The 25,914-nt window shown below is 70.0% G+C and carries 19 protein-coding genes; 11 read left to right on the top strand and 8 right to left on the bottom strand.

Going from position 1 to position 25,914, the window contains the following annotated elements:
• Complete coding sequence (locus tag EVJ50_RS10560; protein WP_150883908.1) at positions 1–1,212, bottom strand: argininosuccinate synthase; 1,212 nt, start codon at positions 1,210–1,212, stop codon at positions 1–3.
• A gap of 17 nt (positions 1,213–1,229) precedes the next feature.
• Positions 1,230–1,442: a hypothetical protein gene (locus EVJ50_RS10555; RefSeq protein ID WP_225322899.1), complete on the bottom strand. Its 213-nt coding sequence runs from the start codon at positions 1,440–1,442 to the stop codon at positions 1,230–1,232.
• Positions 1,443–1,508: 66 nt separating this feature from the next.
• On the opposite strand from EVJ50_RS10555, the gene EVJ50_RS10550 reads away from it, so the two are divergent.
• From EVJ50_RS10550 to EVJ50_RS10540, 3 genes are all read left to right on the top strand, one after another.
• On the top strand, positions 1,509–1,760 hold the full coding sequence (locus EVJ50_RS10550) for a DUF3134 domain-containing protein (protein WP_150883907.1): 252 nt from the start codon (positions 1,509–1,511) through the stop codon (positions 1,758–1,760).
• 10 nt (positions 1,761–1,770) lie between these two features.
• Entirely contained in the window at positions 1,771–2,859 is a 1,089-nt protein-coding gene (mraY, locus tag EVJ50_RS10545) for a phospho-N-acetylmuramoyl-pentapeptide-transferase (protein ID WP_150883906.1), read from the top strand.
• A gap of 94 nt (positions 2,860–2,953) precedes the next feature.
• Positions 2,954–3,217, top strand: a complete 264-nt coding sequence (locus EVJ50_RS10540) for a hypothetical protein (protein ID WP_150883905.1) — start codon at positions 2,954–2,956, stop codon at positions 3,215–3,217.
• A 1-nt stretch (position 3,218) separates the two neighbouring features.
• Here the strand turns inward: EVJ50_RS10540 and EVJ50_RS10535 are convergent, their stop codons facing one another.
• The gene (locus EVJ50_RS10535; RefSeq protein ID WP_150883904.1) at positions 3,219–3,380 is read right to left on the bottom strand and encodes a cytochrome B6; all 162 of its coding nucleotides are present in this window, start codon (positions 3,378–3,380) and stop codon (positions 3,219–3,221) included.
• A gap of 94 nt (positions 3,381–3,474) precedes the next feature.
• On the opposite strand from EVJ50_RS10535, the gene purT reads away from it, so the two are divergent.
• A complete protein-coding gene (gene purT, locus EVJ50_RS10530; RefSeq protein ID WP_150883903.1) occupies positions 3,475–4,650 on the top strand; it encodes a formate-dependent phosphoribosylglycinamide formyltransferase in 1,176 nt (391 codons plus the stop codon).
• Here purT and EVJ50_RS10525 read toward each other — a convergent pair.
• From EVJ50_RS10525 to recN, 4 genes are read right to left on the bottom strand one after another with little or no spacing between them, the layout of a single operon-like run.
• Positions 4,637–6,829 (bottom strand): HAD family hydrolase, encoded by a 2,193-nt coding sequence (locus tag EVJ50_RS10525; RefSeq protein ID WP_150883902.1) that lies wholly within the window; start codon positions 6,827–6,829, stop codon positions 4,637–4,639. The two genes, purT and EVJ50_RS10525, sit on opposite strands and share 14 nt — an antisense overlap.
• Before the next feature lie 42 nt (positions 6,830–6,871).
• Complete coding sequence (locus tag EVJ50_RS10520; RefSeq protein ID WP_150883901.1) at positions 6,872–8,431, bottom strand: dienelactone hydrolase; 1,560 nt, start codon at positions 8,429–8,431, stop codon at positions 6,872–6,874.
• On the bottom strand, positions 8,431–11,424 hold the full coding sequence (gene uvrA, locus EVJ50_RS10515) for an excinuclease ABC subunit UvrA (RefSeq protein WP_150883900.1): 2,994 nt from the start codon (positions 11,422–11,424) through the stop codon (positions 8,431–8,433). Before uvrA ends, EVJ50_RS10520 begins: the two co-directional genes overlap by 1 nt.
• 46 nt (positions 11,425–11,470) lie before the next feature.
• Positions 11,471–13,186 (bottom strand): DNA repair protein RecN, encoded by a 1,716-nt coding sequence (gene recN, locus EVJ50_RS10510; RefSeq protein WP_150883899.1) that lies wholly within the window; start codon positions 13,184–13,186, stop codon positions 11,471–11,473.
• An 83-nt stretch (positions 13,187–13,269) separates the two neighbouring features.
• On the opposite strand from recN, the gene EVJ50_RS10505 reads away from it, so the two are divergent.
• The 7 genes from EVJ50_RS10505 (at position 13,270) to purF (ending at position 23,368) form a co-directional block, all read left to right on the top strand.
• Positions 13,270–15,216, top strand: coding sequence for an AarF/ABC1/UbiB kinase family protein (locus EVJ50_RS10505; RefSeq protein WP_150883898.1), 1,947 nt, complete (start codon positions 13,270–13,272; stop codon positions 15,214–15,216).
• 26 nt (positions 15,217–15,242) lie between these two features.
• The gene (locus EVJ50_RS10500) at positions 15,243–15,911 is read left to right on the top strand and encodes an alpha/beta hydrolase (protein ID WP_370455488.1); all 669 of its coding nucleotides are present in this window, start codon (positions 15,243–15,245) and stop codon (positions 15,909–15,911) included.
• A gap of 37 nt (positions 15,912–15,948) precedes the next feature.
• Positions 15,949–17,052 (top strand): threonine synthase, encoded by a 1,104-nt coding sequence (gene thrC, locus EVJ50_RS10495; RefSeq protein ID WP_225322898.1) that lies wholly within the window; start codon positions 15,949–15,951, stop codon positions 17,050–17,052.
• Between the two features lie 436 nt (positions 17,053–17,488).
• Complete coding sequence (gene dnaN, locus EVJ50_RS10490; RefSeq protein ID WP_150883895.1) at positions 17,489–18,634, top strand: DNA polymerase III subunit beta; 1,146 nt, start codon at positions 17,489–17,491, stop codon at positions 18,632–18,634.
• Positions 18,631–19,395: an RNA methyltransferase gene (locus EVJ50_RS10485; RefSeq protein WP_150883894.1), complete on the top strand. Its 765-nt coding sequence runs from the start codon at positions 18,631–18,633 to the stop codon at positions 19,393–19,395. The genes dnaN and EVJ50_RS10485 overlap by 4 nt, the downstream gene beginning before the upstream one ends.
• Before the next feature lie 72 nt (positions 19,396–19,467).
• Complete coding sequence (gene purL / locus EVJ50_RS10480) at positions 19,468–21,828, top strand: phosphoribosylformylglycinamidine synthase subunit PurL (RefSeq protein WP_150883893.1); 2,361 nt, start codon at positions 19,468–19,470, stop codon at positions 21,826–21,828.
• A 109-nt stretch (positions 21,829–21,937) separates the two neighbouring features.
• Positions 21,938–23,368: an amidophosphoribosyltransferase gene (purF, locus tag EVJ50_RS10475; RefSeq protein ID WP_150884982.1), complete on the top strand. Its 1,431-nt coding sequence runs from the start codon at positions 21,938–21,940 to the stop codon at positions 23,366–23,368.
• Positions 23,369–23,379: 11 nt separating this feature from the next.
• Here purF and EVJ50_RS10470 read toward each other — a convergent pair whose 3' ends face one another.
• A complete protein-coding gene (locus EVJ50_RS10470) occupies positions 23,380–25,860 on the bottom strand; it encodes a DNA topoisomerase (ATP-hydrolyzing) subunit A (RefSeq protein ID WP_150883892.1) in 2,481 nt (826 codons plus the stop codon).
• Positions 25,861–25,914: the final 54 nt, after the last annotated feature.

The following is a 25,914-nucleotide window of genomic DNA, read 5'->3' as shown; positions in this document are numbered from 1 at the left end:
TCAGCGGCCGCCGGCCCGGCGCACCGCGGACCAGAGCCGCAGAGGCAGTCCCCAGACATAGATGAATCCTTCAGCTGCGCGATGATCGAAGCGATCGTCACTGCCGTAGGTCGCCATGTCGGGCGTGTAGAGGCTGTCGGCTGAGCCCCGGCCCACCACGACGGCATTGCCCTTGTGCAGCTTCAGCCGCACCGTGCCGTTGACATCCTCCTGGGTGCGGTCCAGGAAGCCGTCGAGGGCGTGCTTCAGCGGTCCGAACCAGAGGCCCTGGTACACAAGATCCGCCCAGGTGGCCTCCACCTGGCGTTTGTAGCGCAGCACGTCAGCGGCCAGGGTCAGGCTCTCCAGCTCCTGGTGGGCCTGGATCAGCAGCAGCAGGCCGGGGGTTTCGTAGATCTCCCGCGATTTGATGCCCACGACCCGGTTCTCAATCATGTCGAGCCGGCCGATGCCGTGCCGGCCGGCCAGGGCGTTGGCGCGCCGCAGCATCGACACCGGATCGAGCGGCTTACCGTCGATCGCCACGGGATTGCCCTGCTCGAAGGCGATCTCGATCGTTTCGGCCGCGTCGGGGGCCTGATCGATCGAGGCGGTGATGGCGAACACCTCCTCCGGCGGGGGCACCATCGGGTCCTCGAGCGGACCCGCCTCGACACTGCGGCCCAGCAGGTTCAGATCGATCGAGTACGGCGACGCCTTGCTGACAGGCGCGGGCAACCCGTAGCGCTCCCCGTAGGCGATCGTCTCCTCGCGGCTCATGCCCCACTCCCGCGCGGGCGTCAGCACCTTGAGATCGGGGGCGAGGCTGGCGATCGCCACATCGAACCGCACCTGGTCGTTGCCCTTGCCGGTGCAGCCATGGGCCACGGCATCGGCTCCCACCTCCCGCGCCACCTCCACCAGGCGCTTGGCGATCAGGGGCCGCGCCAGCGCCGTCGACAGGGGATAGCGGCCCTCGTAGAGCGCGTTGGCCCGGATGGCGGGAAAGGCGTAGTCGGCGATGAAAGGTTCAATCAGATCGCCCACGATCGACTGGCTGGCGCCGGCGTCGAGCGCCTTGCGCCGGATCGGCTCCAGCTCGTCGCCCTGACCCAGATCGGCAGCGAAGGTGATCACCTCCTCCACACCCCACTCCTGCCGGAGATAGGGAATGCAGACACTGGTGTCCACCCCTCCGGAATAGGCCAGCACCACCCGCTTTGCCCGTGCCATCGCGGTCCGCGCGCTCATCACTGGAGCGATTCTCCCCCGCCGGGTCGCCCGGGCCAGCGCGACAGCAGCCAGAGGCTGAGCAGCGCCGGCGGCCCCAGCACCAGCAGCAGCACCAGCGGCGTCGATGGCGGCAGCGGCTCGGGCCAGCGGTTGCCGCACCAGCGCAGTGCCGCGCTCGCCAGCAGGGCGGCGGACCAGAGGACCAGGGTGAGCGTCAGACGGAGGCGCACGGAAACAGCCGGCAGCAGCGCTAGGGTTGCAGATCGGCCTGTCCCCGCATCCGCCCGCCGCTGCGCATGAGCCTTCTCGACACCATCAATCCCTCCCTCACCCGCTACGGACGGCATGAGCCGGCCCCGGTGCTGCCCCTGCGGGATGAGCCGGATCTACTGAGCTGGCTGGAGACAAGCGGCCGGCTGGTGGCCGATGAGGAGACCGCCACGCCCGAGGTGAGCACGGTGGAGGAGGAGGAGCTCTCCGCACTCATGGGTGAGAAGGAGGACTACAACAGCGCCGACGAGCAACAGGAAGAGAACTGGGAGGACTGAGCCGGCCGCGATGTCGTCGTCCCCGTCCGCCGCGTCGCAGCGTGTCCCTCCGGGGCTCGCAGCGGCGCTGCTCACCGCCGCGCTGATCGGTGCTGCCCTGGCGAGTGACGCCTGGCTGCCGAATTCGGCCCTGTGCCTCCCCCTGCTGCTGGGTGCGGCCGTGAGCCTTCTGGCCTGCCGGCTCGGGGTCCCCCGGTTGCGGGCCCTGAAACTCGGCCAGTTCATCCGGGAGGATGGCCCCGCCGGGCACAGGAGCAAGGCGGGAACGCCAACGATGGGCGGTGTGCTGGTCGTGCCGGCCGGGGTGGTGGTGGGCGCTCTGGTGAGTCCGTCCGATCCGCGGCTGCCGGCGGTGGCCCTGGTGGTGCTGGCCTACATGCTGATCGGCGGATTCGATGACTGGCGCAGCCTCACCCGCCGCACCAACACGGGCCTCACACCCCGCGGCAAGCTGCTGCTGCAGGCGGCCGCGGCCCTGGCCTTCGTGGGCTGGTGCTGGAGCCGCGGCTGGCTGGCCGGCGGCATCGCCCTGCCCTGGGCCCTGGTGCTGCCGCTGGGGCTGCTGATCTGGCCGCTGGCCCTGTTCGTCTTCCTGGCGGAGAGCAACGCCACCAACCTCACCGACGGTCTCGACGGTCTGGCCGCCGGCTGCGGGGCCGTGGTGTTCACGGGTCTGGCCCTTCAGCTGGTGCTGCGCGGCAACGGCGGCGATCCGGCCATGGCCGGCTTCTCCGCCGCCATGGCCGGGAGCTGGCTCGGCTTTCTGGCGGTGAACCGCCATCCGGCCCGGGTGTTCATGGGCGACACCGGATCCCTGGCCATGGGAGCGGCCCTGAGCGCCATCGCCCTGCTCAGCGACAGCCTCTGGCCCCTGCTGCTCATGGGCGGTGTCTTCCTGGCCGAATCCCTGTCGGTGATCGTGCAGGTGTGGGTGTTCAAGGCCACCAAGGGGCCCGATGGCCAGGGGAAACGGGTGCTGCGCATGGCCCCTCTGCACCATCACTTCGAGCTGGGTGGTGCCGATGAACAGCAGGTGGTCCTGGGGTTCTGGCTGGTCAGCGCCGCGCTGGTGGGCCTGGGACTGCTCCTGATTCCCTGAGTTCACTGGTCCTGGGGCCCTGCGGGGCTCCGCGCGGGCGGCGGCAGCGTCAGCAGCTGCGGGAGGATGGGCTGCGGTGGTGAGACTGACCCGGATGGCACATTTCACCTGGCGGGAACGGGGGCTGAGCGCGGACTGCGCCAGCCTGGAGTCCATGGCCTCACGCTTCGAGGAGGCGGCCTCCCTGATGCGACGGCTCGCCTCGGAGGGGTTCCGGGTCGAACGGCATGCCGATGGACAGCGCATCGTCCATGACGACCCCGGCGTCTTCGAGGCCTACGGCTTCATCGATGAGGAGCCGCCGCAGCGGCAGCTCAGCCTGAGCACCGACCCGGAGCCGCCGGCCTCAGGCGCCTGAATCAGCCCCGGCGCACCATCCCCAGCAGCCAGACCAGGGCGAAGCCCAGGCCCGAGAGTCCCAGATAGACCAGGGCGCCGTTCTGAAGGGCGGCGATGTCCCAGCCGAAGAGCAGGCCATCGGCTGCATCGGCGGCCGTGCTGAAGGCGAGAAGGCTCGGCATCGGGAGGGGGCGGGCAACGGAAGGGCCGGCACATCATCTCCAGCCTGCGCCGGACGTGCGTCCGGCAGGATCGGACAGGTCCGCCAGCAGCACCATGACCGGCCGCCTCCGTCTCCCCCGCACGCTGATGCTGCTGGGCAGCGGCGAACTGGGCAAGGAGGTGGCCATCGCCGCCCAGAGGCTGGGCTGCCGGGTCGTGGCCGTGGATCGTTACGACGGCGCTCCGGCGATGCAGGTGGCCGACGCGCGGGAGGTCATCGCGATGACCGACGCGGCTGCGCTGCAGCAGGTGGTGCAACGCCACCAACCCGATCTGGTGATCCCCGAGATCGAGGCCCTGGCGGTGGAGGCGCTGGCCGAGGTGGAGCGCATGGGCACCACGGTGATTCCCACCGCCCGCGCCACGGCCGTGACCATGAACCGCGACCGCATCCGCGATCTGGCGAGCACTGATCTGGGCCTGCGCACCGCCCGCTTCGCCTACGCCTCCAGCCCCGCCGAGTTGAGGGCCGCGGCCGAGCCCCTGGGCTGGCCGGTGGTGGTGAAGCCGGTGATGAGTTCCTCCGGCAAGGGCCAGAGCGTGGTGCAGGGGCCCGGGGAGCTGGAGGCGGCCTGGCAGGCGGCGATGGACGGGGCGCGGGGCGCCTCGACGCGCGTGATCGTGGAGGAGTTCCTCCGCTTCGAGCTGGAGATCACCCTGCTCACGGTGCGGCAGTGGCAGGGACCCACCCTGTTCTGCCCGCCGATCGGCCATCTGCAGGAGCGGGGCGACTACCAGTGCAGCTGGCAGCCCGCCGGCCTCACTCCGGCCCAGCTGAGCGAGGCCTGCCGGATGGCCCGGACCGTGACCGATGCCCTCGGGGGAGCCGGTCTGTTCGGGGTGGAGTTCTTCCTCTGCGGCGAGGAGGTGGTGTTCTCCGAGCTCTCGCCGAGGCCGCATGACACCGGCCTGGTGACCCTGGTGAGTCAGGAGCTGAGTGAATTCGAGCTGCATCTGCGGGCGGTGCTCGGCCTGCCCATCCCCGAGATCACCAACCGGGCCCCGTCCGCCAGCCGGGTGATCCTGGCGGAGGGAGCCTTCAGCCCCGTCATCGCCGATGGGGTGGAGGACGCGCTGGCCGTGCCGGAGGCCCGGGTGCTGCTGTTCGGCAAGGAGGAGGCCCGTCCCTTCCGGCGCATGGGGGTGGCCCTGGCCCGCGGGGCGGACACCCATCAGGCCCGCGAGCGGGCGGATGCGGCGGCCGCCTGCATCCGCCTCAGTCCGGGCTGAGGCGACGGCCCCGGATCACCTTCAGCTGCCGCAGACCCTCCAGCACCCCCGCCGCGCCGCCGGCCGGAGCGAACACCACCCCGCGGCGACCGCGCAGACCCTCCAGGGATGGGTCGTGGCCGGCCACCACAACGCCGGGGGCGGCACCCGTGAGCAGATCGGCATCGCCCTGCTGGGCCACCACCACCACCAGCCGCTGCAGGGGAACGCCGTGCGTCAGGGCTAGGTGCCGGCTCGCCTCCAGCTTGGAGGCCCGCATGGGCACCACATCGAGAAAGGCGTGGCTGTAGAGCTGGGGTCGGGCCTCGACCCGGCAGTGGCGGAGCTTCTGGCGCACCATCGCCAGGGCGCCGGGACCGGGATGGCGAAGCGTCACGCTCACCTTCAGGGGGCCCTGATGGGCTTCCTCCTGCCAGTCCAGACGCTCGCTGAGCTGGGAGAGGGCGGCCACCACCTCCTGCCGGTCCCAGCCGCGGGCGATGCGGCTTGCCCAGCGCTCATCCGGCCGCCATGCTCCGCCCGCATCGCGCTCATGGATCACGGTGCCGGCCTCGCTGATCCACACCCGGGGCTCGGGCAGACCGAGCTGGGCAGCCCGCCGGGTCCCATCCTCTCGGGAGAGCCCGCTGATCAGGCCGATGGCCCAGGAGTCCTCGCCGCGGCGGCTCAGGTCGTCCAGCCAGGCAGCGAGGGCCTGCAGATCCTCCGGCGCCGAGTCCCGCAGCACCACATCCAGATCGATCAGCAGCAGGCCGGCCCATGCCCGGCCGGGATCGGCCTCCGCCGCGGGCGGCAGCGACGGCGGCCGGCTCCCCATTCCCCGCTGACGGCCGGCGGCCGCAGCCGCCCGCTCCAGGTAGCAGCGCACGTGGGCCTGCCAGCTGAAGGTGGCCTGCACCGCCGCCAGCCCCTGCCGCCGCCAGCTCTGCCAGCGGTCGCGATCGGCCACGGCCAGCTCCAGGGTCTCCTGCAGCGCATCGAGGTCGGTGGGATCCACCAGCAGGCCATTGCGGCAGCGCTCGAGGATGTCGCGCGGTCCTCCGTCGTCGGTGGCCACCACCGGCAGACCCGAAGCCGCCGCCTCCAGCAGGGTGAGACCGAACGGCTCGGTGAGAGCAGGGTTCACGAACAGGCCCCCCAGCCCGGCGGCCCAGCGGTAGAGGGCGGGCACATGGCTGCCTTCATGCCGCCGGGGGTAGGCGACGCGGCCATAGAGATCGAACCGGTCCACCAGCTCGAACAGCTGCTGGAACACCTCCCGCTGCTGCCGCTCCAGCTGGCGCAGGTCATCGCGAGAACCGAGCACCAGCACCAGGTTGTGGCTGCGGCGCAGCAGGGCCGAACGGCCGTAGGCCTCCACCAGGGCGGGGATGTTCTTGCGGCGCACGGCCCGGGAGAGGGCCAGCAGGGGCGGGCGGTCGGGCCGGCGCAGGAAGGGCCGCAGCAGAGCCTCCACCGCGGCGGTCTCGGCTCCGGCTGTCTCAGCGGCCTCCGGTTCCGGATGAAAGCGGCGCCCATCCACACCCGGCGGGATCACCGCGGAGCGGTCGTGACGGAAGCGGCCGTAACGGCCGTACTGCTCGCTGGCCTCCTGCCGGGTGCTGGTGACCACGAGAGCCGCATGGGCCAGCGCGAGCTCCTCGGCGTCGATGCGGCGGTTGATCGCGTAGGTCTGATCGATCTGCTCGTGGTCGATGCCCGTGGCCAGCAGGCGGCGGAGTTTCTCGCGGCCAAGGGAATGGGCGGTGAAGACGAGCGGCAGCCCCAGGCGCCGGCAGACCAGAGCACCGACGTAGCCCGCGTCCGCATAGTGCGCGTGGACCCAGTCCGGCAGACGGGGGCGGGCGACCAGCTCATCCACCAGCTGATCGGCCAGTTCATCGAGATGGGGCCAGAGCAGCTCCTTGCGCAGATAGCGGCGGGGCCCGAAGGCGAAGCGACGGATCCTGGCCCCGGGAGCCAGGTCCTCCTCGCTGCGCCCGTAGTCCGGCGACACGCGCCGGTCGTGGATGGCGCGGGTGACCACCTCCACGCTCTCGACCTGGGGGCAGGCCGCCAGGTTGCGGGCCAGCTCCAGCACGTAGAGGCTCTGGCCACCGGTATCGGCGTCCCGCCCCAGTTCCAGGTCACGGCTGCGGAAGAGGCCGTGGAGGTGGAGATGGAGCAGCGCGAGGCCCATGGAGGCGCGGGAGGGGGCCGTCCGGGCCGCCGGCGGAGACCCTCAGGGTCGCGTTTCGGAGGTGACGTCCACCAGTGGATAGCGCACATCACCCCAGCCCTGGGGCGGCAGGGTCGCCGGAACGCTTCCGTCAACCGCGGCTGGAGCCAGCTGGGCCTCCATCCAGGCCAGGATCAGGCCGCCGAGGGCACCGCCTCCCGATCCATCCGGCGCCCGCAGGTTGAAGTGGTCACCGCCGTCGGCGAGCACCAGCCGGTGCCCGTTGGCGGCCGCATCAGCTCGGCGGAAGGGCGTCAGGGCTTCCGGCCCGGATGGCACGACCCAGTCGGCGGTGCCGCTGGTCAACAGCATGGGGGCCAGCTGCGCACCCCGATCGGGGGTGGGATCGAACAGCAGCCCCACCACCGGGCTGACGGCGATCACGGTCTTCACCCGCGGGTCGGCCAGGGAGGTGCCGTCGGCCGAGGAGAGCAGGCTGCACTGGAGAAACCAGCTCAGGTTGCGGGAGGGATGGTTGTAGTCATCGCAGAGCTCCACCAGCCTCGGGTCCCTGGCTTCGGCGCCCGCCAGCTGAATCACGGTGGTGCCCCCCCAGGAATGGCCGATCACCCCGACCGCATCGGTGGTCAGAGCGCCCGAATCACCGATCAGTGCTCCGGAGGAGAGCGCATCCAGCACGCGGCTGACATCGATCGGCCGCAGGCGCAGCTCCTCCGGCGTCGGGGGCGGAAGGGTTCCCGAGCGCATCGCGCTCTGCTGCTTCTTGTCACTGCCCTGATGCTCCGGCAGCAGCACGGTGAAGCCATGGCTGGCCAGATGCTCGGCCCAGCCACCGAAGCTGGCGGGGGAATCCCAGAGGCCATGGGAGATCACCACCACACGCCGGTTCGACCCCTGCAACGGGCGCACCACCTCAACACTGATCGGCTCCGGGCGGTGTGCCGCCGTGACCTCGGCGCGGCTGCGTTCCCAGGTGTTCGGGCCGGGCTCCTTCAGGGACGGCGCCACCGTGGCCGCCGGCAGGGATGCGACCAGCCGGCGGCCCTCCCGCTGGTTGCGGCGCAGACGCCGGGCCACGACGGCGGTGCGCCCGAGATTGATGGTCGCGGTGGAACCCGGCAGCGCGCGGAGCATGCCGAGCAGGGTGGGCTGCCCGGCGGCCTTGGCGGTCTGGATCGCCTCGGCAAGGACCCGGCCACTGGTGTCCACCTCCACCCCCTCCACATCCACCAGCTGGCTGAGGCCCATCAGGGCCTGCTCGAACAGAGGCTGACCCGAGGACCCTTCCACCACGGATGTGAGATCCGCGGGCAGCGGAGCGTTGAACAACGTGAGCAGCTGGCGGCCCACACGACCATCGGTGGCCCGGTCGAGCTCGGCGAGATCGCTGGTTCCGGCAATCAGCTGTTCCGGAGACTCGAGTTCACCGAGTTCGATCCGGAATCCCGTTCCGAAAACAGGAAGTTCGATCTCAAGGGCTTCCAGCGCCCGGGCGGGCGCCACCAGGCCCACCAAACCGGACGCGAGCAGCAGACGGCAGGCCCAGCGCGCGGGGGAGCGTCGGCTCCCGGCGCGGCGGACAGAAAAGCTGGGAGCTGTCATCACGCGGCCTCGGCGTCCATCGGCTGAGGCGGATGCTGGGCCAGCACCTGCCTGAGATAGCGGCCAGTGTGGCTGACGGGATGGGCGGCCACCTGTTCCGGTGTGCCGCACACGATCACCTCGCCGCCGCGGTCACCGCCTTCCGGGCCGAGATCGATCAGCCAGTCGGCGCAGCGGATCACGTCGAGGTTGTGCTCGATCACCAGAATCGAGTTGCCCTTCTCCACCAGCCGCTGCATCACCTCCATCAGCTTGTGCACGTCGTAGAAGCTCAGGCCGGTGGTGGGTTCATCGATCAGATAGAGGGTCTTGCCGGTGGCGCGGCGTGAGAGCTCCGTCGCCAGCTTCACCCGCTGGGCCTCACCGCCACTGAGGGTGGGTGCGGGCTGACCCAGCTTCACGTAGCCGAGGCCCACGTCCACCAGGGTGCGCAGGCGGTCAGCGGCCTGGGGGATGGCGCTGAAGACCTCACAGGCCTGCTCCACGGTCATCTCCAGGACGTCGGCGATGGTGAAGCCGCGGTATTTGATCTGCAGGGTCTCGCGGTTGAAACGGGCTCCCTTGCAGACGTCGCACTGCACGTAGACATCGGGCAGGAAGTTCATCTCGATCACGTTCACGCCCTGGCCGCGGCAGGCCTCGCAGCGACCGCCCTTCACGTTGAAACTGAACTGACCGGCCTGATAGCCGCGGGCCTTGGCCTCCACCGTGGCGGCGAACACCTGGCGGATCGGATCGAAGGCGCCGGTGTAGGTGGCCGGGTTCGAGCGGGGTGTGCGGCCGATCGGGGACTGATCGATCACAATCACCTTGTCGATCGCCTTGCTGCCGCGCAGATCCTCCAGGCCGTGGGGGAAAGGCACCTTGTGCCCGAGCCGGTGCTCGAGCGCCGGATGGAGCAGCTCGTTGATCAGGGTGCTCTTGCCGCTGCCGCTGACCCCGGTCACGGCCACGAGCCGGCCGAGGGGCACCTCCACGGTGAGCTGCTTGAGGTTGTTGCGGCTGCAGCCCACCAGGGTGAGGCGCCGGCTGCCGTCCAGGCGGCGCTCGGCCGGGGTGGGGATGGCGCGGCGGCCGCTGAGGTAGGCGCCGGTGAGGGACTCCTCGGCCGCCATCAGCTCCTCCACACCCCCTTCGGCGACGACCCGGCCGCCGTTGACCCCGGCTCCGGGGCCGATGTCGACCACGTGGTCGGCGGCACGGATCGTGTCCTCGTCGTGCTCCACCACCACCAGGGTGTTGCCGAGATCACGCAGACGCTTGAGGGTGGCGAGCAGGCGATCGTTGTCACGCTGATGCAGCCCGATGCTGGGCTCATCGAGCACATAGAGCACACCGGTGAGGCCGGCGCCGATCTGGGTGGCCAGGCGGATGCGCTGGGCCTCGCCGCCGCTGAGGGTCATGGCGGGGCGGTCGAGGCTGAGGTAATCCAGCCCCACATCCAGCAGGAAGCGAAGCCGCAGCCGGATCTCGCGCAGCACCAGATCGCCGATCTGCATCTGGCGGGGGGTGAGCAGCGGCGCCGAGCCATCGGAGGCACCCACCCCCATCAGAGCCTCGATCCGGGCCAGGGACTCGCCCACGCTGACGGAGGTCAGATCGGTGATCGAGAACGGTCCCACCCGCACCGCCAGCGCCTCCGGCCGCAGGCGGCGGCCCTCACAGGTGCTGCAGGGAACCAGATCCAGGTACTTCTCCAGCCGTTGCCGCACCGCCTCGCCGCTGGCATCGCGCAGCTGGCGCTCCAGGATCGGCAGGATTCCCTCGAACGGTCGGTGGTAGCCGGAGCCCTTGCGGTAGCGGCTGTCAGCCTGGATCAGGATCGGCTCGCGGCTGCCATTCAGCAGCACGTCGATCTGCTCGGGAGCCAGTTCGTTCCAGGGGGTCTTGATCTCGAAGCCGAAGGCCTCGGCCACGCTGTACAGCAGCGAGAAGTAATAGCTGTTGTCCCGGTCGCTCCAGGGGGCGATCGCCGCGTACACCGGCAGGCTGGGATCGGGGATGACCCGCTCCACGGTGAAGCGGCGCAGGTGACCGATGCCGTGGCAGTCGGGACAGGCGCCATAGGGGCTGTTGAAGGAGAACAGGCGCGGCGAGAGCTCCTCCATCACGGCGCCGTGAACCGGACAGGCGAAGTTCTCCGAGAACAGCCGCTCGCGCTCCACACCCTCGGGCAGGTCCTCACCCGTCTTGGGCACCACCTCCACCAGGGCCAGGCCGTCGCCGCGCTTGAGGGCCGTGCGCAGGGAGTCGGTGAGGCGTTCCTCCAGTCCCGGGCGGGCCACCAGCCGGTCGACCACCACCTCGATGCTGTGGAGGTGGTTCTTGTCGAGCTCGATCGAATCGGACAGTTCCCGCACCTCGCCGTTGATCCGCACCCGGGCGAAGCCCTCGGCCACCAGGCCCCGCAGCAGCTTCACGTGGGTTCCCTTGCGGCCCCGCACCACCGGCGCCAGCAGCTGGAAGCGGGTTCCCTCGGGCAGCTGCAGGATCTGATCCACCATCTCGTCGATGGTCTGGGGGCGGATCGAGCGGCCGCATTCCGGGCAGTGGGGTTCGCCGGCCCGGCCGAACAGCAGACGCAGGTAGTCCTGGATCTCGGTGACGGTGCCCACCGTCGAGCGGGGGTTGTGGCTGGTGGACTTCTGATCGATCGAGATCGCGGGCGAGAGGCCCTCGATGGCGTCCACGTCGGGCTTGTCCACCTGCCCGAGGAACTGGCGGGCATAGGCCGAGAGGCTCTCGACGTAGCGACGCTGGCCCTCGGCGAAGATCGTGTCGAAGGCGAGGGAGCTCTTGCCGCTGCCGCTGACGCCGGTGAACACCACCAGGCGGTTGCGGGGCAGGTTGAGGCTGAGGTTGTGAAGGTTGTGCTGGCGCGCCCCGCGGATCCGGATCTGATCCTCCAGGCTGCCGCCGTTCAGCGGGGTGAGACCCTGCTCCGCCGGGGATGGGGCTGCCGATGCCCCAGCGGGGGCCTTGGCGCGGGGCATGCACCTGGCTCGAGGATCGACGAGTGTAGGAGCCGCGATCGGGGGGTCATGGCCGACCGGTCCCGTCGGGCGGTTGCGGCGGGGACGCGCCTTCAAGCAGCCGGGCGGCGAATTCCTGCGCGCCGCTGCGACCGCCGCCGGCCAGCTCGGCCAGCTCCTGCTGCCGGGATCCCGAGTCCCTGAGGGCATTGACCCGGGTGTGGGTCCGGCCCTGCCGCACCTGCTTGCTGACCTGGAAGTGGTGATCGGCCGCGGCGGCGATCAGCGGCTGGTGGGTCACGCAGAACACCTGGCGATGGGCCGCCAGCCGGCGCAGCAGCCGGGCGATGGCTTCGCTGATGCGTCCGCTCACCCCGGTGTCGATCTCGTCGAACACGAGGCTCACGTCGGCGTCGGCCGCGGCCAGCGACGCCTTGAGCGCCAGCAGGCAGCGGCTCATCTCCCCGCCCGAGGCCACCTCGGCCAGAGGTGCCAGAGGCTGACCGGGATTGGCCGAGAAGAGGAACGCCACCCGGTCCGCCCCATGGGGACCCGGGTCCCCCGGCTGGATCGCCACGTGGAAGCGGGCGGCCTCCAGGCCCAGTCCGGCCAGAGTCTCCAGAAGCTCCGTCTCCAGCCGCGCTGCGGCACGGGCCCTTCCGCCGCTGAGCTCGGCATTGGCGGCGTCGCGCCGGGCGCGGGCCCGCTCCTCAGAGGCGGCGAGCGCATCGAGATCATCGGCGGCATCCGCACCGTCCAGCTCCCGCCGGAGGGCGTCGCGGCGCCGGATCAGCTCCGGCAGCTCCAGCCCATATCGCCGCTCCAGGGCCCGCAGCTGAGCCAGACGATCCTGAAGGTCGGCCAGGGCGGCCGGATCGCTCTCCAGCAGTCCCGCGTAGCGATCGAGATCGCGCACCAGCTGATCGAGGCCGGCCGCCAGATCGGCGCAGCCGTCGGCGAGGGTCGACAGCGTCGAATCCAGCTCCTGGAGCTGCAGCAGCGTCCGGGTGGCGCCAGCCAGCTGGTCCACGGCCGCCGCACCGGCGCTGTCGCCGTCGCGCAGGCCGCCCATCACCGCAGCGAGACCGTCCTGCAGGTGCACGCCGTGAGCCAGGCGGTCCTGGTCCCGCTGCAGCTGGATCACCTCGCCGGGGTCCTCCAGGGCCGCGGCCTCCAGGTCCTCCAGCTCCTGTTGCCGCTGCAGCCGCTGCAGCTGTGCCTCCTGCTGCTCGCGGCGCAGCCGTTCCAGAGCCTGACTGGCATCGGTCCAGGCGCTCCACGCCTCGGCGGCGTCCCGCAGGGAACCGTCGAGCTCCGGCCCCGCGAACCGATCGAGCCAGAGGCGCTGACCGGCGCTCTGGGCCAGGCGCTGGCTCTGGCCCTGGGCCGTGAGGTCCACCAGCAGCGGCCTCAGCTCCTGCAGCTGGGGCCGGCCCACCAGCACACCATTGAGCCGGGAGCGGCTGCTGAGGCGATTCTCCCCCAGACGCCAGTCCCGGCTGATGCTCAGCTCCCCCTCGGGCTCCAGCTCCTGCTGCTCGAGCCAGCTGGCCACGGCAGGGCTGACGGCGAAATGGGCCTCGATCCGGGCCTGCTGCGCCCCGTCGCGGATCAGCCGGGCGGCGGCTCCGGAACCGCCGCCTCCCAGCAGCACATCGAGAGCGTCCAGCAGAAGGGATTTACCGGCGCCCGTCTCGCCGGTGAACACGGTGAAGCCACCGGAGAAGCTGAGCTCCAGCTGGTCGATCAGGGCGATGTTCTCGAGCCGGAGGGCGGTGAGCACCCGCGTGGTTCAGGGTGGGCCGAACGTAGCCAGCCCTCATCTGACCTAGAAGAGCGGAGAGCACTGCCGGTTCGATCGCAATCATGGGGCCCACCGCCGTCGACATCACCGAGGGACGGAGCAGCGGCGGTAAGCCGGAGATCAGTGACTTCATCGAAGCCTCCGGACTGCTCCAGTACGACCCGGCCGCCATCACACGGCTGTACGCCGGACACCCCCGGCGCCTGCTGCGCCGTCTCTGGCAGACGCTCGTCCCCATCGGTCTCTTCCTGCTGGGAGTTCTGGGCGACCGTCTGAGCGGTCGGCTGCGCCAGCCGGAACGCGCCCGTGCACGCGCCCGGGAATGCGCCGCGCTGCTGGTGCAGATGGGCCCCGCCTTCATCAAGGCCGGCCAGGCGCTCTCCACCCGTCCCGACATCGTGCCGCCGGTGCTGCTCGAGGAGCTGGCCCAGCTGCAGGATCAGCTTCCCGGCTTCGACAGTGCCCTGGCCATGGCCTGCATCGAGGAGGACCTCGGGGCACCGGTGGACGAGCTGTTCGAGCAGCTCGACCGGGAGCCCATCTCGGCCGCCTCCCTCGGGCAGGTGCACCGGGGCGTGCTGCGGGATGGTCAGTCGGTTGCGGTGAAGGTGCAGCGGCCGGGGCTGAGGGAGCAGATCACCCTGGATCTCTACATCGTGCGCCTGATCGCGGGCTGGCTTAAGCGCAACATCGGCGCGATCCGCAGTGATCTGGTGGCGCTGATCGATGAACTGGGCACACGCGTCTTCGAAGAGATGGATTATCTCAACGAAGCGGCCAATGCCGAGCGCTTCCGCGACCTGCACAGCCACAATGCTTCGATCGCTGTCCCGCGCATCTATCACCACGCCACGAGCCGCAGGGTACTCACGATGGAATGGATCGACGGGGTGAAGCTCACCAATCTTGAGCAGGTCCGCAACCTGGGCATCGATCCCGATCGCATGGTGGAGATCGGCGTCAGCTGCAGCCTGCAGCAGCTGCTGGAGCATGGCTTCTTCCACGCCGACCCCCACCCCGGCAATCTTCTGGCTCTGGCAGATGGTCGACTGGCCTATCTGGACTTCGGCATGATGAGCCAGGTGACGCGTGAATCGCGTACCGGCCTGATCCAGGCAGTGGTCCATCTGGTCAACCGGAATTTCCCAGCTCTGTCAACAGATTTCGTCAAGCTCGGATTTCTGGCGGAAGATGTGAATCTCGAACCGATTGTGCCGGCCTTCGAGACCGTGTTCGCCCAGGCTCTGGAGATGGGCGTGAGCCGGATGGATTTCAAGGCGGTGACCGACGATCTCTCCGGCGTGATGTACAAATTCCCCTTCCGGGTCCCGCCCTACTACGCCCTGATCATCCGGTCCCTGGTGACGCTGGAAGGCATTGCCCTGAGTGTGGATCCCGACTTCAAGATCCTCGGCGCCGCCTATCCCTATTTCGCCCGCCGACTGATGGAGGATCCCGATCCGGAGCTGCGCCGCAGCCTCAAGGACATGCTCTTCGATGGAGACACCTTCCTCTGGCAGCGCCTCGAGAACCTGATCGCCAGTGCCGCCCGGCAGGAGGACCTGGATCTCGACACCCTCGTGGACCAGGTTCTCGATTTCCTCTTCTCCCCCCGCGGCGGCCTGTTGCGACGCCAGCTGGTGGATGCCGTGGTGGATCGCATGGATGCCCTGGGCTGGCGCACGCTCCAGACCGTCAGCCGGCGGCTGCCCGATGCCTGGCAACCTCCGGCTCTGCGACGGGCTCTGCAGGGCAGCCTCAGCGACCCCCTGCTCGATCTGGAACCGATTCAGCAGCTCCTGCGGATCCTGACCCAGCTGCCCGGCTTCGAGCCCCGGCTGCTGCTCAGCCGTCTGCCCCGGCTGCTGCGGGAGCCGGATGTGCGGCGGATGGGATTCGATGTGGCCCGGGGGCTGGCCGAGCGTGGTCTGGTGCGGCTGGTGCGCGACGTGCTCGTGGATCCCCAGCTGCAGCACCCGGCCATGGCTCCCGCCCGTCTGGCCTCGTAATGTCGGGCCCATCGCTGGTCAGCGCCGTGAGCGAGAGCACCGTGCCCACATCACGCGCCCGCCGCGCTGTCGCCGCTCCTCTTCTGGCGATGCTTCTGGGTCTGAGCCTGAGCCAGGCACTGCCCAGCCGTGCCGCGGAACGGGTGGCCTTCGTCAGTGGCGCCTTCCGCCGCTCCATCCCCGTGGCGGATCTCGAGCACCTGGCCGAGACCGGCCAGGCACGGGGCCTGCTCGCGGACGTGCTGCGCTTCAGCAATCAGGACCCCGAGACCGTCTCCGGCCTGCTCAATCAGGGCATCAGCCTCCCCCTGGTGCTCACCAGTCGGCTGATGAACACACGCATCGGCACCGCCATCATCGAGCGGGTCGCCCAGATCGTGTATCCACTCAACAGTCCGCGGTCCGGTGTTCCGGCCTTCCGGGCCGCAGTGATCCTCGGCCTGGACAACGGGGAGGGCCGGCTGACGCCGGTGGGATGGCTCAAGGCCTACCCCACCGACGACATGGAGGTGAACATCCCGGCACTGATGGGCGTGATCCGCAAGGCCAGCTCGATCGCTGAACTGGTGCGGTTCTTCAGTGAATCGCCCCTCGACGGTCTGCGGGGTGGGATCGAGTCGCCGGACTCCAGCTCCGGGACCGATGCCGGCCCCGGCCCTGATGCCGCCTCGGATCCGGAGGGCAGCGCACCCTAGATTCGGCCGCACCGACGTGCGCGCCGTGGTGTCCTGGTTGTCCCCGCTTCTTCGGCAATGGGGGAGGGCCGCTGCTCCGTCCCCAGCCGACTGGCCCGGTCTGATCGAGGCCTACCGCTCCTGGCTTCCGGTGAGCGAAGCCACTCCCGTGATCACGCTGCGGGAGGGAGCCACCCCCCTGATCCCCGCTCCGGCCGTGGCCGCGCGCATCGGCCGTGGCGTGACGGTGCACCTGAAATACGACGGCCTCAATCCCACGGGCTCCTTCAAGGACCGTGGCATGACCATGGCCATCAGCAAGGCCAAGGAGGCCGGCTGCGAGGCGGTGATCTGCGCCAGCACCGGCAACACCTCGGCCGCGGCCGCGGCCTACGCCCGCCGTGGCGGTCTGAGGGCGTTCGTGCTGATTCCCGATGGCTATGTGGCCCAGGGCAAGCTGGCCCAGGCGCTGGTCTACGGAGCCGAGGTGCTGGCCATCCGCGGCAACTTCGATCGCGCCCTCAGCATCGTCCAGGAGATGGCGGCCAGCTATCCGGTCACCCTGGTCAACTCGGTCAATCCCTACCGGCTTCAGGGCCAGAAGACCGCCGCTTTCGAGGTGGTGGATGCCCTGGGACGGGCGCCGGACTGGCTCTGCATCCCGATGGGCAACGCAGGCAACATCAGCGCCTACTGGATGGGTTTCCAGGAATACGCGCGGGCCGGCCGCTGTTCCAGCCTGCCCAGGATGATGGGCTTCCAGGCCAGTGGTTCCGCCCCCCTGGTGCAGGGCAGCACGGTGGAGCATCCGGAGACGATCGCCACAGCAATCCGGATCGGCAACCCGGTGAACCGGGAGAAGGCGCTGGCGGCGCGGGCCGAGAGCGGTGGCGCCTTTCTCGACGTGACCGATGAGGAGATCATCGCGGCCTACAAGCTGCTGGGCGGCGAAGAGGGTGTGTTCTGCGAACCGGCCAGTGCCGCCTCCGTTGCGGGTCTGCTGAAGCGGGCCGAGGAGGTGCCATCCGGCGCCACGGTCGTGTGTGTGCTCACGGGCAACGGGCTCAAGGACCCCGACTGCGCCATCGCCAACAACGACGCGGCCTTCCACACCGACCTGGAACCGACCCTGCCGGTGGTGGCCGGCGTGATGGGCTTCTGAGCCGGCTGGGGAGAACCTGCGGAAGACGCCCTCCCCAGGCCGTGGAGAACGACCGGGCCTGAGGCGCCTGGTTCGGTCTGCGCCGTTCAACAGGCTGGGGGTTCTGTGAACTCAGGGGAAAGCGGGGTGGCCGTCCCCAGCCGACATCTCCGTCTCCACAGCGCCGGCTGGAGCAGATCGCGGTCGGAACGGGGATGAGCTGCTTTTTTCAGCGTTTCCCCAGGCCCTGCTACGGCGGTTTTTGTTCTTGTTCAAGACCTTCTTCAAACCATTCAGTCGTAGGGATTTCCACGGTCTGGGGAAGTGGATACCGTCGCGTCGTTCCCGGTGGCCTCGCGATCGCAGGCCGGTCCGGGGCACCCTTGCTCTGGCATCACCTCCTGTGAAACCGTGGTGCCCGATTCGGCGGCCCGCCGCCAGCCCCTGCATCCCCACCATGAAGCTGGTCTGTTCCCAGATCGAACTGAACGGCAGCCTGCAACTGGTGGGACGGGCTGTCGCCTCGCGCCCCACCCACCCGGTGCTGGCCAACGTGCTGCTCACCGCCGATGCCGGCACCGGCCGCCTCAGCCTGACCGGCTTCGATCTGAGCCTCGGGATTCAGACCTCTCTGCCCGCCAGTGTCGAGAGCAGCGGAGCGGTGACGGTCCCCGCACGACTCTTCTCCGACATCGTCGCCCGGCTGCCCGGGGACAGCCCGATCACCCTCACCGCCTCCGAGGACGGCGAATCGGTGGAGCTCACCTCCCTCACCGGCTCTTACCAGATGCGGGGCATGCCCGCCGACGACTTCCCGGACCTGCCTCTGGTGCAATCGGGGGTGCCGATCCGACTCTCCGCCGAGGCCCTGATCGGCGGCCTGCGCAGCACCCTCTTCGCCAGCAGCGGCGATGAGGCCAAGCAGTTGCTCACCGGCGTGCACCTGAGCCTCACGGAGCGATCGATGGAGGCGGCCGCCACCGACGGTCACCGCCTGGCGGTCCAGACCATTCCGGATGCCGTGGCGGAACCCGCCACGGCCGACGAGCCCTTCGAGCTGACGGTGCCGAGCCGGTCCCTGCGTGAGGTGGAGCGCCTGCTCTCCGGCCAGCCGCCCGAGGACGGCGTGAGCCTCTTCTCCGAGCGGGGTCAGGTGGTCTTTCTCTGGGCCGACCGCGTCGTCACCAGCCGCAGCCTGGATGGGAGCTACCCCCAGTACCGGCAGCTGATTCCGGCCTCGTTCAACCGGCGCATCTTCGTGGACCGCAAGGCCCTGCAGGCGGCTCTGGAACGGGTGGCCGTTCTGGCTGATCAGCACAACAATGTGGTGCGCCTCTCCAGCGATCCGGCCGCCGGGGTGCTCCGCGTCGGTGCCGATGCGCAGGACGTGGGCAGTGGCGCCGAATCCCTGGCGGCCCGCATCGAAGGCGAGCCGCTCGAGATCGCCTTCAACGTCCGCTATCTGCTCGAGGGACTCAAGGCCCTGACCGATGAGCGGGTGGTGCTGCAGTGCAACACCGCCACCACCCCCGCCGTGCTCAGCGCTGAAGCTGACAAACCCCGGTTCACCTACCTGGTGATGCCGGTCCAGATCCGCACGTGAAGGCGCCCGAGAGCCTGCTGCTCAGCGATCTCCTGCTGCGGCGTGTGCGCTGCGAGGAGGGGCTGGACCGGGGTCAGGGCTGCATCGCCTGGATGCATCCGCCCGTGCACCGGTTGCTCGGCTGGGCCACCCGCCCGTCCCAGTTCGGCCAGCAGCGCTGGGTCTGGCGGCTGAACCAGCTGCGTGGGCTCACCACCCAGGAGGCCTTCGTGCGGGGCGAGGGCGCCGGCACGGACAACGAGACGCTCGAGCGCCTGCCCACGCTGCTGCTGGCCCCGGTGATGGATGCCGGTGGCGAGGTGATCGGCACCATCGCCGACTGCAGCGTGCGGCTGTCCGATGGAGCGATCATCGATTACCTCGTCAGCCGCAGCGATCCCCGCGTCCCCGGCAGCAGCCGCTGGCGCCTCGACCCCCGACGCATCACCGACCAGCAGCCCGGCCGGGTGACCACGGCGCTGCAGGGTCTTGATGACCTGCCCCTGGTGCGGGCCAGCGTGCGGGAGGAGCTGATGCGACGCTCGCGGCGCTGGCGCGATCAGTTCGACGACCGCACCGGCAACCTGCGGGATCAGGTTCAGGAGTTCGGCCAGCGGGCCGGCAGCCGGCTGGAGGGCTGGCTGGAGGACGACGACGGCTGGGACGGACCGGATGCTCCCGCCCGGGAGCCGCCCCCGGCCCGGGATGTCTGGGATGAGTGGGAGGAGGATGACCCCAGGGACCGTCCCGATCCGCGGGATCGCCCCGATCCCTGGCTCTGAAGACGGTCAACCGCGTCGGTTCCGACCCGCTGACCGCCCTCAGCGAAAGTGGAGGCTGACCGGTGGACCGCCGTGAGCCAGGAGCCCGCTTTCGTGCTTGCCGATGCCCTGCGCCAGGAGGGGCTCAGCGAGGCCGATCACGCGGAGATCGTCAGGCGGCTTGGCCGTCCTCCGAACCGGGCCGAGCTGGGCATGTTCGGCGTGATGTGGTCGGAGCACTGCTGCTACCGCAACTCGCGCCCCCTGCTGCGGGGCTTTCCGACGGAGGGACCCCGCATCCTGGTGGGCCCCGGCGAGAACGCCGGTGTGGTGGACCTCGGGGAAGGCCAGCGCCTGGCGTTCAAGATCGAGAGCCACAACCATCCCTCCGCCGTCGAGCCGTTTCAGGGCGCCGCCACCGGCGTCGGGGGCATCCTGCGGGACATCTTCACCATGGGGGCCCGTCCGATCGCCCTGCTGAACTCCCTCCGCTTCGGGGCCCTGGAGGATCCGCGCACCGTGGGCCTGGTGGAGGGGGTGGTGGCGGGCATCGCCCATTACGGCAACTGCGTCGGCGTGCCGACCGTCGGCGGTGAGGTGGGCTTCGACCCGGCCTATGCCGGCAACCCCCTGGTCAACGCCATGGCCCTGGGGCTGATGGAGACCGAGTCGATCGTCCGCTCCGGTGCCGTGGGCATCGGCAACCCGGTGGTGTACGTGGGCAGCACCACCGGTCGGGATGGGATGGGCGGAGCCAGCTTCGCCAGTGCCGAGCTCAGCGAGGCCTCCCTCGACGATCGTCCCGCCGTGCAGGTGGGGGATCCCTTCCTGGAGAAGGGCCTGATCGAGGCCTGCCTGGAGGCCTTCGCCAGCGGCGATGTGCTCGCCGCCCAGGACATGGGCGCCGCAGGGCTCACCTGCAGCTGCTCGGAGATGGCCGCCAACGGCGGTGTCGGCATCGAACTCGATCTGGACCGGGTGCCGGCCCGGGAGCGGGGCATGTCGGCCTACGAGTTTCTGCTCTCCGAATCGCAGGAGCGCATGCTCTTCGTGGTGGCCGCCGGCCGCGAGGAGGCGCTGATGGCCCGGTTCCGTCGCTGGGGCCTGCAGGCCGCCGTGGTGGGCCGGGTGCTGGAGGAGCCCATCGTGCGGGTGCTCCAGGGCGGGAGCGTGGCCGCCGAGGTGCCGGCCTCGGCCCTGGCCGATGACACGCCCATCAACAGCCACACCCTGCTGGCGGAACCGCCGGAGGAGATCCGTCGGCACTGGCTCTGGAGCGAGGATCAGCTGCCGCCCTGCTCGACCCACGGCCTGGAGGTCGCGGCCTCCGGCGACGCCAGCACCCGCAGCTGGGACGATCTGCTGCTGACCCTTCTGGATGACCCCACCGTGGCCAGCAAGCGCTGGGTCTGGCGTCAGTACGACCATCAGGTGCAGGCCAACACGGTCATCCCGCCGGGAGGAGCCGATGCCGCCGTGGTGCGGCTGCGGCCCCAGTGCGGCCCCGGGTCCTCCGAGCCCTCCCGCCGGGGTGTGGCCGCCACCGTGGACTGCCCCAACCGCTGGGTGGCCCTCGATCCCGAGCGGGGCGCCATGGCGGCGGTGGCGGAGGCGGCCCGCAATCTCAGCTGCTGCGGCGCCGAGCCTCTGGCCGTGACCGACAACCTCAACTTCCCCTCACCGGAGACCCCGACCGGCTACTGGCAGCTCGCCATGGCCTGCCGAGGGCTGGCGGAGGGCTGCCGCTGCCTGGAGACGCCCGTCACCGGTGGCAACGTCTCACTCTACAACGAGACCCGCCAGCCTGATGGCAGCCTGCTGCCGATCCATCCAACGCCGGTGGTGGGGATGGTGGGACTGGTCCACGATCTGGAGCGTCTCGTTGGCCTGGCCTGGCGCACGCCCGGCGATCGGATCTGGCTGCTGGGGGTGCCGCTGGAGGCCCAGGAGGACGACCGGGTCTCCCTTGGCGGCAGCAGTTACCTCAGTGCGGTGCACGGCCGGGTGACCGGCCGGCCGCCCCGGCCCGACCTGGATCTGGAGCGCAGCGTGCAGACTCTCGTGCGACGTGCCGCGGCCGGCGGCCTGCTCGCGTCCGCCCATGACTGCAGTGACGGCGGGCTGGCCGTGGCCCTGGCGGAAAGCTGCCTCGGCGGTGGCCTCGGAGCCGGGATCGACCTTGCCAGCGCCTCCGGCCGCATCGATCGGCTGCTGTTCGCCGAGGGGGGTGCCCGCGTTCTGGTCAGCATTCCGGCTGCTGCGGAGGCGGCCTGGCAGGCCCTTCTGGCCGCCGGTGATCCGGATCATGCCGCGCCACCGGCCTGCTGCATCGGCTCGGTCAGCGGCGAGCGCCGCCTGCGGCTGAGCCTGACCGGTACGGCGCTGCTGGATCTCGATCTCGATGCCATGGCCGAGCGTTATGAGCAGGCTCTGCCCCGCCGCATGAAGGCGTGAAGTCCGTTCCGAGGCAGCGAGCCATACAGTCAGGGTCGCCTCACTTCACTCTGTGACGGTTGACGCCAGTGCCAAGGGGCATCAGGACCGGCCTGAGCGCCCGGATCGCATGGAGGAGGCCTGCGGCGTCTTCGCCGTGCTGGCTCCGGGTGAGGCCGTCGCCAATCTGACCTATTTCGGCCTCTACTCCCTGCAGCACCGCGGTCAGGAATCGGCTGGCATCGCGGTCTTCCAGGAGGACCGGGTCCGGCTGCACAAGGACATGGGTCTGGTCAGCCAGGTCTTCGACCAGGACGTGCTCGCCCGCATGCCCGGTGAGCTGGCCATCGGCCACAACCGATACTCCACCACCGGCAGCAGCCGGCTGTGCAATGCACAGCCGGTGGTGCTGATGACGCGCCTGGGGCCCTTCGCACTCGCCCACAACGGCAACCTGGTCAATGCCGCTCAGCTGCGCCGTTCCGTGGATGGGGCGGATGTGGCGTTCACCTCCACCACCGACTCCGAGCTGATCGCCCTGGCCCTCCAGCAGGCGGTGGATGGCGGGCTCGGCTGGCCGGAGGCCATCGCCGCTGCCGCCCGTCTCTGTCAGGGTGCCTTCAGCCTGGCGATCGGCACGCCCGACGGCCTGTTCGCCCTGCGGGACGGTCACGGCATCCGCCCGCTCGTGTTCGGCCATCTGGGCGAACGGCACCTGGGCCAGTGGATCGTGAGCAGCGAAACCTGCGGGCTCGACATCCTCGGCGCCAGCTGCGTCGATGACGTGGCCCCCGGCGAACTGATTCACTTCCGCGCCGGAGACCCCCATCCCGAGCGCCACCGCTGGATCGAGGAACCGACGAAGCTGTGCGTGTTCGAGATGATCTACTTCGCGCGTCCCGACAGCCGTTTCTTCGGCGAGTCGCTGTACAGCTACCGCAATCGCATCGGTCAGATCCTCGCCCGGGAGGCCTCTGTGGAGGCGGACATCGTGATCGGTGTGCCCGATTCAGGCATCCCGGCTGCCATCGGCTATTCCCAGGAGAGCGGCATTCCCTTCGCCGACGGCCTGATCAAGAACCGCTATGTGGGCCGGACCTTCATCCAGCCCACCCAGGCCATGCGGGAGGCCGGCATCCGGGTGAAGCTCAATCCCCTGCCCGATGTGCTGCACGACCAGCGGGTCGTGGTCATCGACGACTCGATCGTGCGCGGCACCACCAGTCGCAAACTGGTGCGGGCCCTGCGCGATGCGGGGGCCAGGGAGGTGCACATGCGGATCAGCTCCCCTCCGGTCACCCATCCCTGCTTCTACGGCATCGACACCGACACCCAGGACCACCTGATCGCGGCCTGCCAGACCCTGGCCGAGATTCAGGCCCATCTGGCGGTCGACTCGCTGGCCTACCTGAGCAAGGAGGGCATGGTGGAGGCGGCCCAGACCAGCTCCGGCCATTTCTGCACGGCCTGCTTCGACGGTGCCTATCCCATCCCGATGGATGAGAGCGTTCGCGCCAGCAAACTCATGCTCGAGCCCAGGGGGCTGGCGGCGACGGTCTGAGGGCTGCGGCGTCAGCCTCCAGCCAGCAGGTCCACCACCTGCTCGACCCGTCCATCAGCAGGGATCGCCAGGGCCATGCCGGTCTCGCCGTCGGCGTCCCCCGGCAGATCCGCCGTGGCCAGGCGGAGGCTTCCGCCGCCGCCGGCAAGCACCACTGCGAGCAGGGCGGAGCGAGCGCTGTTCAGGGAGATCAGGTGATCGTCGCGATGGCGGAAGCGCAGACCGATTTCGCCCAGATCCCCCCGCTGGCAGCTCCGCAGGCTGCCGATGCGGCGACGGTTGAGCTGGCCGCGGCCACTGGTCAGCAGCACCGCGTCATCGGCTGCACCGCTCACGGCTCCCACCATGGTTTCACCCGGGAGCAGCCTGGTCAGCATCGGGCCCTGGGCCGTCCGGGTCATCAGCGGCAGGGTGCTCTCGTCCACCGCCAGGCGGATCAGGCGTCCGGTGCTGCTGGCCACCACCAGGGCGTCGCCCTCGCGGCAAAGCAGCACCCGTGCCAGGTTCACACCCTCCTTGAGTCGGAGCACCGAGGCGGCACGCCCCGACAGATCCTCGAACAGGCTTGGGCTGAGGCGCTTGAAGTGGCCGTCGCTGCTGAGCAGACCGATGCTGAGCCCCGACTCGGCCGAGGGCTCCGCAGCCGGAAGCGGCAGCAGCTGCACCACCGTCTCCCCATGCAGACCCTCCGGCAGGAACGCCTCGAGTCGATCGGGCTGCTGGGCCGCCAGCTCCCAGCGCAGCACCGCCACCCGACCCGACGCGGTGAAGGCCAGCAGCTGAGGCCGATCCCGCACCGGCAGCAGCACCCTGGCGGGGGCCGGCAGATCACCGAGCTCCGCCGCCTGGGCGAGCCGGAGCTTGCCGAGAGGGGCGGGGGCCAGGACCCGCACCATGCCATCGGACTGGATCAGGAGATGGTGATCCGCTCCCATCGCCTCCAGGGCACGGCGGCGCAGGCCTTCCGTGGATGGCCGCAGGGTCTGGGCCCGCTGGGCCATCAATGCGTCGCCCCCCTCCACCAGACGCGTCCGGCGGGGTGTGGCGTAGCGCTTCCGGAGTGCCTTCAGCTCGCTGACCATCGCCTTCAGCAGGCTCGGCCGGTCCTCGAGCAGATGGCTGAGGCGGCGGCACTCCTCGGCCAGTTCCTCCGCTTCCTGCCGCAGTCCCTCCTGTTCCAGGCTCGTGAGCCGTCGAAGGGGCATGGCCAGCACCGCCTCCGCCTGCCGGTCCGTCAGGTCGAGGTGCACCTGCAGGCTGGCCCGGGCGGTGGCGGCGTCACGGGAGGCCTGGATCATCTCGATCACTCTGGGCAGGGCATCCAGAGCCTTGATCAGGCCCTCCACCACCTCCCGGCGTTCCTCGGCGCGGCGCAGGGCGTGGCTGGTGCGCCGCAGCAGGGTCAGCTCCCGGTAGTCGAGGAAGCGCCGGAGCAGCTCCCGCAGCCCCAGCTGCACCGGGCGGCCGTCCACCAGGGCCAGCAGGATCGCTCCGAAATTGCTCTGCAGGGCCGTGCGGCGCCGCAGTTCCTCCAGCACGTTGTCGGGCCTGGCATCCCGGCGCAGCTCCACCACCACCCGCAGGCCCTCGCGGTCGCTTTCATCGCGGATGTCGGCGATGCCGCTGATGCGGCCGTCGTTCACCTGTTCCGCCAGCTTCTCGATCCAGCCCGCCTTGCTGAGCTGATAGGGGAGCTCGGTGATCACGATGGCGGCCCGCCGGTGGCGCCCCTTGCCCGGCTGAACCTCCTCCACATGGGCGACGCCGCGCATCGGGATGCTGCCGCGGCCCGCCAGATAGGTCTCCCGCAGGCCGCTGCCGATCAGCACCTCTCCGCCCGTTGGAAAGTCCGGCCCAGGCACCAGCTGCAGCAGGCGCTCATCGCTCAGATCCGGCTGGCGCACCAGGGCGACCAGAGCGTCCACCACCTCCCCCAGGTTGTGGGGCGGAATGTTCGTGGCCATGCCCACGGCGATGCCCGAGCAGCCGTTCAGCAGCAGGAACGGGAGCTGGGCCGGCAGGACGGTCGGCTCCTGCTGGGAGGCATCGAAATTCGCCTGGAAGTCGACGGTGTCCTCGCCGATCTCCTCCAGCAGGGCGCCGTGCGCGATGGGAGCCAGGCGTGTTTCGGTGTATCGCATCGCCGCCGGCGGGTCGTCATCGACCGAGCCGAAATTGCCGTGCCCGTCCAGCAGCGGATGCCGGCTGGAGAAGGTCTGGACCAGCCGCACCAGGGCGTCGTAGACGGCCTGATCGCCGTGGGGGTGGTACTTGCCGAGCACATCGCCCACCACGCGGGCGCATTTCCGATAGGGGCGGTCCGGCGTCAGCCCCAGCTCGTGCATCGCGTAGAGGATGCGCCGCTGCACCGGCTTGAGCCCATCGCGCACATCCGGAAGGGCCCGGCCCACGATCACGCTCATGGCGTACTCGAGGTAGGAGCGCTGCATCTCCTGATGCAGGGAGATCGGTTGAACGCGCTCCTCAGCCATGGCCAACGACCGGTCTCACGCGGCGGCGGGGCTCACCATACCGATGGTGCGCCA

It is taken from the genome of Synechococcus sp. RSCCF101 (genome assembly GCF_008807075.1).
GTDB lineage: Bacteria > Cyanobacteriota > Cyanobacteriia > PCC-6307 > Cyanobiaceae > RSCCF101.
The sequence above is the reverse complement of the archived record's forward strand: the minus strand, read 5'-3'. Positions and strand labels throughout refer to the sequence as shown.

Coding starts and splice junctions, on each gene's coding strand:
- purT (WP_150883903.1), top strand. CDS start 3,475: ATGACCGGCCGCCTCCGTCTCCCCCGCACGCTGATGCTGCTGGGCAGC.
- EVJ50_RS10540 (WP_150883905.1), top strand. CDS start 2,954: ATGGCACATTTCACCTGGCGGGAACGGGGGCTGAGCGCGGACTGCGCC.
- EVJ50_RS10470 (WP_150883892.1), bottom strand. CDS start 25,860: ATGGCTGAGGAGCGCGTTCAACCGATCTCCCTGCATCAGGAGATGCAG.
- EVJ50_RS10535 (WP_150883904.1), bottom strand. CDS start 3,380: ATGCCGAGCCTTCTCGCCTTCAGCACGGCCGCCGATGCAGCCGATGGC.
- EVJ50_RS10520 (WP_150883901.1), bottom strand. CDS start 8,431: ATGACAGCTCCCAGCTTTTCTGTCCGCCGCGCCGGGAGCCGACGCTCC.
- purF (WP_150884982.1), top strand. CDS start 21,938: ATGGAGGAGGCCTGCGGCGTCTTCGCCGTGCTGGCTCCGGGTGAGGCC.
- uvrA (WP_150883900.1), bottom strand. CDS start 11,424: ATGCCCCGCGCCAAGGCCCCCGCTGGGGCATCGGCAGCCCCATCCCCG.
- EVJ50_RS10550 (WP_150883907.1), top strand. CDS start 1,509: ATGAGCCTTCTCGACACCATCAATCCCTCCCTCACCCGCTACGGACGG.
- EVJ50_RS10560 (WP_150883908.1), bottom strand. CDS start 1,212: ATGGCACGGGCAAAGCGGGTGGTGCTGGCCTATTCCGGAGGGGTGGAC.
- EVJ50_RS10505 (WP_150883898.1), top strand. CDS start 13,270: ATGGGGCCCACCGCCGTCGACATCACCGAGGGACGGAGCAGCGGCGGT.
- EVJ50_RS10525 (WP_150883902.1), bottom strand. CDS start 6,829: ATGGGCCTCGCGCTGCTCCATCTCCACCTCCACGGCCTCTTCCGCAGC.
- dnaN (WP_150883895.1), top strand. CDS start 17,489: ATGAAGCTGGTCTGTTCCCAGATCGAACTGAACGGCAGCCTGCAACTG.
- mraY (WP_150883906.1), top strand. CDS start 1,771: ATGTCGTCGTCCCCGTCCGCCGCGTCGCAGCGTGTCCCTCCGGGGCTC.